The organism is Rhodanobacter spathiphylli B39, from assembly GCF_000264295.1.
In the GTDB taxonomy this organism is placed as follows: Bacteria; Pseudomonadota; Gammaproteobacteria; order Xanthomonadales; family Rhodanobacteraceae; genus Rhodanobacter; species Rhodanobacter spathiphylli.
Genome location: NZ_AJXT01000032.1, coordinates 26,820 through 33,097, shown reverse-complemented (window position 1 = coordinate 33,097; position 6,278 = coordinate 26,820). Strand labels below are relative to the sequence as shown.

Below are 6,278 nucleotides of genomic sequence, written 5' to 3'. Positions count from 1 at the left end.
TTCGCGAAGGCGGCCGCACCGTCGGCGCCGGCGTGGTGGCCAAAGTCATCAAGTAATACGCTCTTATGAGTAGTCCGGCATGGATGCCGGTTTGATCTTCGCCATCAGGGAGGATGGCTGAAGTAAATTCACGGGACGGGCGGATGCAAATGCCGCTCGCTCCCGGTGCCTTGACCGTCCGGTGAGGCGACGATCTCCGGATCGCGCTGCACCCCTTCACTTGTTGAAGTTTTGTCGGTATACTTGGCAGCTCACTCGTCAGCCAGACATGTTTTGGCTGACCTACCGCGAAATGAGACACAGGATGTGTTTCGAGTTCGCTGGCCGTGGATCGGCCCTCGCAAGTCGACGTGATGACGGGGAGAAGCCTGTCGACACGTCGTTTTGCGCGAGATTCGGATTGTGCCAGGCGAGCGTTCCGTTGCTCGCCTGGCGTTTTTCAGAGGGGTCATGCAGTTCACCGCGCGGCGCCGATGCAGTGGCAAAAGGTAGTGCGGGGCGGTGAGAAGCCGCTTCGTTTCACATTACGTTCTTTAGACAACAGGACACGGTTATGGCGAACCAGAAGATTCGGATTCGGCTGAAAGCGTACGATCATCGACTGATCGACCGCTCCGCCAGCGAGATCGTCGAGACGGCAAAGCGCACGGGTGCCACGGTACTCGGCCCGATTCCGCTTCCGACCAAGATCGAGCGTTACACCATTCTGACGTCGCCGCACGTCGACAAGGATGCACGCGACCAGTACGAGACCCGTACCCACAAGCGTGTGCTCGACATCGTCGACCCGAACGACAAGACCGTGGACGCGCTCATGAAGCTTGATCTCGCCGCTGGCGTCGATGTTCAGATCAAGCTCGGTTGAGCGACAGACAGGATACGAATATGAGTATCGGATTGGTTGGCCGCAAGTGCGGCATGAGCCGGCTCTTCACTGAAGATGGCCGCTCGATTCCGGTGACGCTGATTGAAGCGACGCCGAACCGGGTGACCCAGCTGAAGACGGACGATAACGATGGCTACAGCGCCGTCCAGGTTTCCGCGGGCAGCAAGCGCGCAAACCTCCTGACGCAGCCGCTGAAGGGCCACTACGCGAAGGCAAAGGTCGAGCCGGGTCGTGGTTTGTGGGAATTCCGCGTGTCTGCCGATGACCTCGGCAAGTACGAAGTGGGCGCCGAGATCAAGGCTGACGACGTGTTCACCGTCGGCCAGATCGTCGATGTCGCCGGCGTGTCCAAGGGCAAGGGCTTCCAGGGCACGATCAAGCGCTGGAACTTCAAGATGGGTGATGCCACCCACGGTAACTCGCTGTCGCATCGCGCGCCGGGCTCCATCGGCCAGCGCCAGACTCCGGGCCGCGTGTTCCCGGGCAAGAAGATGTCCGGCCACATGGGTGCGGTCAACCGCACGCAGCAGGGTCTGGAAGTGGTCAAGGTCGACGCCGAGCGTCATCTGATTGCGGTGAAGGGCGCGGTGCCGGGTGCAACCGGTGGCGACGTCATCATCCGCCCGACGACGAAGAGCTGAGGAGAGACGCCATGGAACTCAATGTTATTGGCGCCAAGCCGCTCAGCGTGTCGGACGAAGTGTTCGGCGGCGAGTACAAGAAGGCCCTGGTCCACCAGGTCGTGATCGCCTACCAGGCGGCCGGTCGTGCAGGTACCCAGTCGCAGCTGTCGCGCGGCCAGATGTCCGGCACCACCAAGAAATTCAAGAAGCAGAAGGGCGGTGGCGCCCGTCACGGCGACTATCGCGCTCCGATCTTTGTCGGCGGCGGTCGTGCGTTCGCGGCAAAGCCCCGCAGCTACGAGCAGAAGGTCAACCGCAAGGCTTACCGCGTGGCGATCCGCTCGATCTTCTCCGAGCTGGCCCGTCAGGGTCGCCTGAAGGTCGTCGAGAGCTTCGGCGTCGAGTCCCCGAAGACCTCGTTGATGGTTGCCAAGCTGGCCGAGCTGGAAGTTTCCGGTCGCGTGCTGCTGGTGTCCGAAGACGCCTCCGAGGCAGTGTTCCTGGCTGCCCGCAACATCCCCTACATCCATGTGCTGGATGTGATGGGTCTGAACCCGGTCAGCCTGGTCGGTTCCGACCATGTGGTGATGACGGTTGACGCCGTGAAGAAGGTCGAGGAGTGGCTGGCATGAACAACGAACGCATTCTCGACACGCTGCGCGCGCCGCACATCTCCGAGAAATCGGCGCGTCTCGCCGAGCACAACCAGTACGTATTCGTGGTCGCCCCCACGGCAACCAAGGCCGATGTCCGTTCTGCCGTGGAGAAGCTGTTCGACGTCAAGGTCGAACAGGTGAACCTCGTCAACACCAAGGGCAAGGTCAAAGCCTTTCGTCAACGCGCTGGCAGCCGCCAGGGCAAGCGCAAGGCCTACGTGCGTCTTGCCGATGGCCAGACCATCGACGTCGCCGCCAAGGCCTGAGCCAGGAGTTCTGTGAGATGGCACTAATCAACCACAAGCCGACCTCGCCGGGTCGTCGCGACGCAGTCAGCGTCAAGACGGAAGGCCTGTACAAGGGCGCGCCGTACGCGGCGTTGACCGAGTCGCAGTCCCGCACCGGCGGCCGCAACCACCACGGTCGCATCACCGTGCGTCATCGTGGCGGCGGTCACAAGCAGCATTACCGCATCATCGACTTCAAGCGCGACAAGGAAGGCATCGCCGCCCGCGTCGAGCGCATCGAATACGATCCGAACCGCACCGCGCACATCGCGTTGCTGTGCTACGCCGACGGCGAGCGTCGTTACATCATCGCGCCGAAGGGCGTGCAGGTGGACGACCGCCTGGTGTCCGGTCGTGACGCGCCGATCAAGGCCGGCAACTGCCTGCAGCTGCGCAACATCCCGATGGGCAGCACCATTCACTGCATCGAACTGCGTCCGGGCAAGGGTGCGCAGATCGCCCGCAGCGCCGGCGCCTCCGTGCAGCTGGTGGCCCGTGAGTCCGGCTACGCCACGTTGCGTCTTCGCTCCGGCGAGATGCGTCGCGTCTCGGTCGATTGCCGCGCCACCATCGGCGAAGTCGGCAACGGCGAGCACAGCCTGAAGAAGCTCGGCAAGGCCGGCGCCAAGCGCTGGCTGGGTATTCGCCCGACCGTTCGCGGTGTGGTGATGAACCCGGTCGACCATCCGCACGGTGGTGGTGAAGGCAAGACCTCCGGCGGTCGTCATCCGGTCAGCCCGTGGGGCACGCCGGCCAAGGGTTACAAGACCCGTAACAACAAGCGCACGCAGCAGTTCATCGTGCGTCGTCGTACCAAGTAACAGGAAGCCGACATGCCTCGCTCTTTGAAGAAAGGTCCGTTCGTCGACCTTCACCTCGTAAAGAAGGTGGAAGCTGCGGTTTCCGCCAACAACAAGCGCCCGATCAAGACCTGGTCGCGTCGCTCGATGATCCTGCCGGAAATGGTCGGCTTGACCATCGCCATCCACAACGGCCGTCAGCACGTGCCCGTCCTGATCAACGAGAACATGGTCGGGCACAAGCTCGGCGAGTTCGCGGTGACCCGCACGTTCAAAGGCCATGTCGGCGACAAGAAGGGCAAGTGATGAGCACTGAAGCCAAAGCGATCCTGCGCGGCGCCCGCATTTCGGCGCAAAAGGCACGCCTGGTGGCTGATCTCGTCCGCGGGCTTCCCGTGGGCCGGGCCAGCGACGTGCTCACCTATACCAACAAGAAGGCCGCACACCTTGTCCGCAAGGTGCTGCTGTCGGCCGTCGCCAACGCCGAGAACAATCTCGGTGCCGACGTCGACGAGCTGAAAGTGGCCAGCATCTTCGTCGACGAAGGTCCGGCGATGAAGCGCATGTATGCCCGCGCCAAAGGCCGCGGTTCGCGCATTCTCAAGCGCACCAGCCACATCACTGTGGTTGTTGGTAACTGACCGGGGACATAGACGATGGGTCATAAAGTTCATCCCACCGGTATCCGCCTCGGCATTGCCAAGGACTGGAACTCGAAGTGGTACGCCAACAAGGGCGATTACGCGAAGTATCTCGTGGCCGACATCAAGGTCCGCGACATGCTGAAGAAGAAGCTGGCTGCCGCCGGCATCTCGAAAATCCAGATCGAGCGTCCGGCCAAGACCGCACGCGTGACGATCCACACCGCCCGTCCGGGCGTGGTGATCGGCAAGAAGGGCGAGGATATCGAGAAGCTGCGCAAGGAAGTCAGCGACATGATGGGCGTTCCGACGCACATCAACGTCAATGAAGTGCGCAAGCCCGAGCTGGACGCGCAGCTGGTTGCCGAGTCGATCGCGCAGCAGCTTGAGCGTCGCATCATGTTCCGCCGCGCGATGAAGCGCTCGGTCGGCAACGCGATGCGCCTGGGCGCCCTGGGCATCAAGATCAACGTGTCCGGTCGTCTGAACGGTGCCGAGATCGCCCGTTCCGAGTGGGCTCGCGAAGGTCGTGTGCCGTTGCACACGCTGCGCGCCGACATCGACTACGGCACGGCCGAGGCGAAAACCACCTACGGCATCATCGGCATCAAGGTCTGGGTCTACAAGGGCGAGATCTTCGATCTGGCCGCTGCCAGCCAGGAGTCGAAGGATGAGCCGTCGCAGCCGCGCCGCGAAGGTGGCGAAGGTCGTCGTAACGATTCGCGTCGCGAGGCCGGTGACGGCCGCCGCGAGCGGTCTGCGAAGTAAGGAGAGTTGCCATGTTGCAACCTAAGCGAACCAAATACCGCAAGCAGTTCAAGGGCCGCAACGACGGTCTGGCTCAGTGCTCCAACCTCGTCAGCTTTGGCGAGTATGGCCTGAAGGCGACGACCCACGGCGCGCTCACCGCGCGCCAGATCGAAGCCGCCCGTCGTTGCATCACCCGCTTCGTCAAGCGTGGCGGCAAGTTGTGGATCCGCGTGTTCCCTGACAAGCCGATCACCAAGAAGCCCATCGAAGTCCGCATGGGCGCCGGCAAGGGCAGCGTCGAGTTCTGGGTCGCTCCGATCCAGCCTGGTCGCATGCTTTACGAGATCGAGGGCGTCGACGAGACGACGGCACGCGAGGCGTTCCGCCTGGCCGCCGCCAAGCTCTCGGTGCAGACCCAGTTTGTGACCCGGGCGGTGATGTGATGGCCAGCAAAGATATCAACAACCAGTCGGCCGACGAGCTGAAGCAGCATCTGCTGGACCTGCGCAAGGAGCAGTTCAATCTGCGCATGCAGAAGGGTTCCGGCCAGCTTACCCAGCCGCACCAGCTGCGCCGCGTTCGGCGCGACATCGCCCGCACGAAGTTCGTGCTCGGCAGCAAGAAGTAAGGGACGGCCGACATGAGCGACAACCAGATTCAATCTGACAAGAAGCAGGCGCGTACCCTCGAAGGTCGCGTCACCAGCAACAAGATGGACAAGACGGTTACCGTCCTGGTCGAGCGTCAGGAGCAGCATTGGCTGCTCGGCAAGATCATCCGCCGGTCGACCAAGCTGCATGCGCAGGACGACCTGGGTGCGAACGAGGGTGACCTCGTGCGTATCGCCGAGTGCCGTCCATTGTCCAAGACCAAACATCACCGCGTGGTCGAGATCATCACGCGCGCCAACGTCTAAGGGAGGGTGCAGACATGATCCAGATGCAAAGCACGCTTTCCGCAGCGGACAACAGCGGCGCGAAGGAACTGATGTGCATCAAGGTGCTCGGCGGCTCCAAGCGTCGTTACGCCGCGATCGGTGACGTCATCAAGGTCACCGTCAAGGATGCGATTCCCCGCGGCAAGGTCAAGAAGGGCGAGGTGTACAATGCCGTGGTGGTTCGCACCGCCAAGGGTGTCCGCCGTCCCGATGGTTCGCTGATCCGTTTCGACGGCAATGCAGCGGTCCTCCTCAACAACAAGCTCGAGCCGATCGGCACCCGTATTTTCGGACCGGTCACCCGCGAGCTGCGCAGCGAGAAGTTCATGAAGATCGTCTCGCTTGCGCCCGAAGTGCTCTGAGCGGAGTCAAGATATGAACCGTATCCGCAAGGGTGATCAGGTCCTCGTGATCACCGGCAAGAACAAGGGTCAGCGCGGCGACGTGCTGCGTGTTGCAGGCGAGCGTGTATTCGTCTCCAACGTGAACCTGGTCAAGCGCCACACCAAGCCGAATCCGCAGGCCAATCAGGCCGGTGGCATCGTCGAGCGTGAGGCCTCGATCCATCTCTCCAATGTGCAGCTGTTCAACCCCGCCACGAACAAGGGTGAACGCGTCGGCACCAAAACGCTCGAAGATGGGCGCAAGGTCCGCGTGTTCCGTTCGAATGGCGAGGTCGTGGACGCGTAAGGAATCAC

At 62.3% G+C, this 6,278-nt stretch carries 13 protein-coding genes; all 13 read left to right on the top strand.

What is annotated here, in order from left to right; all coding sequences use genetic code 11:
• The first annotated feature begins 553 nt into the window (after positions 1-553).
• From rpsJ to rplX, 13 genes are read left to right on the top strand one after another with little or no spacing between them, the layout of a single operon-like run.
• Positions 554-865 carry a 30S ribosomal protein S10 gene (rpsJ, locus tag UU7_RS10865; protein ID WP_007082173.1) on the top strand — a complete coding sequence of 104 codons (312 nt, stop codon included), beginning with the start codon at positions 554-556 and terminating at the stop codon, positions 863-865.
• 20 nt (positions 866-885) lie between these two features.
• Entirely contained in the window at positions 886-1,527 is a 642-nt protein-coding gene (gene rplC / locus UU7_RS10860; protein ID WP_007808204.1) for a 50S ribosomal protein L3, read from the top strand.
• Positions 1,528-1,538: 11 nt separating this feature from the next.
• Positions 1,539-2,141 carry a 50S ribosomal protein L4 gene (rplD, locus tag UU7_RS10855; protein WP_007808203.1) on the top strand — a complete coding sequence of 201 codons (603 nt, stop codon included), beginning with the start codon at positions 1,539-1,541 and terminating at the stop codon, positions 2,139-2,141.
• Complete coding sequence (gene rplW / locus UU7_RS10850) at positions 2,138-2,431, top strand: 50S ribosomal protein L23 (protein WP_007808202.1); 294 nt, start codon at positions 2,138-2,140, stop codon at positions 2,429-2,431. The genes rplD and rplW overlap by 4 nt, the downstream gene beginning before the upstream one ends.
• A 17-nt stretch (positions 2,432-2,448) precedes the next feature.
• Entirely contained in the window at positions 2,449-3,273 is an 825-nt protein-coding gene (rplB, locus tag UU7_RS10845) for a 50S ribosomal protein L2 (RefSeq protein ID WP_007808200.1), read from the top strand.
• Positions 3,274-3,285: 12 nt separating this feature from the next.
• Positions 3,286-3,558 carry a 30S ribosomal protein S19 gene (rpsS, locus tag UU7_RS10840; RefSeq protein WP_007082178.1) on the top strand — a complete coding sequence of 91 codons (273 nt, stop codon included), beginning with the start codon at positions 3,286-3,288 and terminating at the stop codon, positions 3,556-3,558.
• A complete protein-coding gene (gene rplV / locus UU7_RS10835) occupies positions 3,558-3,893 on the top strand; it encodes a 50S ribosomal protein L22 (protein ID WP_007513348.1) in 336 nt (111 codons plus the stop codon). The genes rpsS and rplV overlap by 1 nt, the downstream gene beginning before the upstream one ends.
• A 15-nt stretch (positions 3,894-3,908) precedes the next feature.
• Complete coding sequence (rpsC, locus tag UU7_RS10830) at positions 3,909-4,661, top strand: 30S ribosomal protein S3 (protein WP_007808196.1); 753 nt, start codon at positions 3,909-3,911, stop codon at positions 4,659-4,661.
• Between the two features lie 11 nt (positions 4,662-4,672).
• Entirely contained in the window at positions 4,673-5,086 is a 414-nt protein-coding gene (gene rplP, locus UU7_RS10825) for a 50S ribosomal protein L16 (protein ID WP_007808195.1), read from the top strand.
• Complete coding sequence (gene rpmC / locus UU7_RS10820; protein ID WP_007808194.1) at positions 5,086-5,271, top strand: 50S ribosomal protein L29; 186 nt, start codon at positions 5,086-5,088, stop codon at positions 5,269-5,271. The genes rplP and rpmC overlap by 1 nt, the downstream gene beginning before the upstream one ends.
• A 12-nt stretch (positions 5,272-5,283) precedes the next feature.
• Positions 5,284-5,559, top strand: coding sequence for a 30S ribosomal protein S17 (gene rpsQ, locus UU7_RS10815; RefSeq protein ID WP_007808193.1), 276 nt, complete (start codon positions 5,284-5,286; stop codon positions 5,557-5,559).
• A 14-nt stretch (positions 5,560-5,573) separates the two neighbouring features.
• Positions 5,574-5,942, top strand: a complete 369-nt coding sequence (gene rplN / locus UU7_RS10810) for a 50S ribosomal protein L14 (protein WP_007513359.1) — start codon at positions 5,574-5,576, stop codon at positions 5,940-5,942.
• Between the two features lie 13 nt (positions 5,943-5,955).
• The gene (gene rplX, locus UU7_RS10805; protein ID WP_007082185.1) at positions 5,956-6,270 is read left to right on the top strand and encodes a 50S ribosomal protein L24; all 315 of its coding nucleotides are present in this window, start codon (positions 5,956-5,958) and stop codon (positions 6,268-6,270) included.
• Positions 6,271-6,278: the final 8 nt, after the last annotated feature.

Excerpts from the sequence above, each read along its gene's own strand:
- rpsJ (WP_007082173.1), top strand. The coding sequence starts at position 554 with ATGGCGAACCAGAAGATTCGGATTCGGCTGAAAGCGTACGATCATCGA.
- rplC (WP_007808204.1), top strand. The coding sequence starts at position 886 with ATGAGTATCGGATTGGTTGGCCGCAAGTGCGGCATGAGCCGGCTCTTC.
- rplD (WP_007808203.1), top strand. The coding sequence starts at position 1,539 with ATGGAACTCAATGTTATTGGCGCCAAGCCGCTCAGCGTGTCGGACGAA.
- rplW (WP_007808202.1), top strand. The coding sequence starts at position 2,138 with ATGAACAACGAACGCATTCTCGACACGCTGCGCGCGCCGCACATCTCC.
- rplB (WP_007808200.1), top strand. The coding sequence starts at position 2,449 with ATGGCACTAATCAACCACAAGCCGACCTCGCCGGGTCGTCGCGACGCA.
- rpsS (WP_007082178.1), top strand. The coding sequence starts at position 3,286 with ATGCCTCGCTCTTTGAAGAAAGGTCCGTTCGTCGACCTTCACCTCGTA.
- rplV (WP_007513348.1), top strand. The coding sequence starts at position 3,558 with ATGAGCACTGAAGCCAAAGCGATCCTGCGCGGCGCCCGCATTTCGGCG.
- rpsC (WP_007808196.1), top strand. The coding sequence starts at position 3,909 with ATGGGTCATAAAGTTCATCCCACCGGTATCCGCCTCGGCATTGCCAAG.
- rplP (WP_007808195.1), top strand. The coding sequence starts at position 4,673 with ATGTTGCAACCTAAGCGAACCAAATACCGCAAGCAGTTCAAGGGCCGC.
- rpmC (WP_007808194.1), top strand. The coding sequence starts at position 5,086 with ATGGCCAGCAAAGATATCAACAACCAGTCGGCCGACGAGCTGAAGCAG.
- rpsQ (WP_007808193.1), top strand. The coding sequence starts at position 5,284 with ATGAGCGACAACCAGATTCAATCTGACAAGAAGCAGGCGCGTACCCTC.
- rplN (WP_007513359.1), top strand. The coding sequence starts at position 5,574 with ATGATCCAGATGCAAAGCACGCTTTCCGCAGCGGACAACAGCGGCGCG.
- rplX (WP_007082185.1), top strand. The coding sequence starts at position 5,956 with ATGAACCGTATCCGCAAGGGTGATCAGGTCCTCGTGATCACCGGCAAG.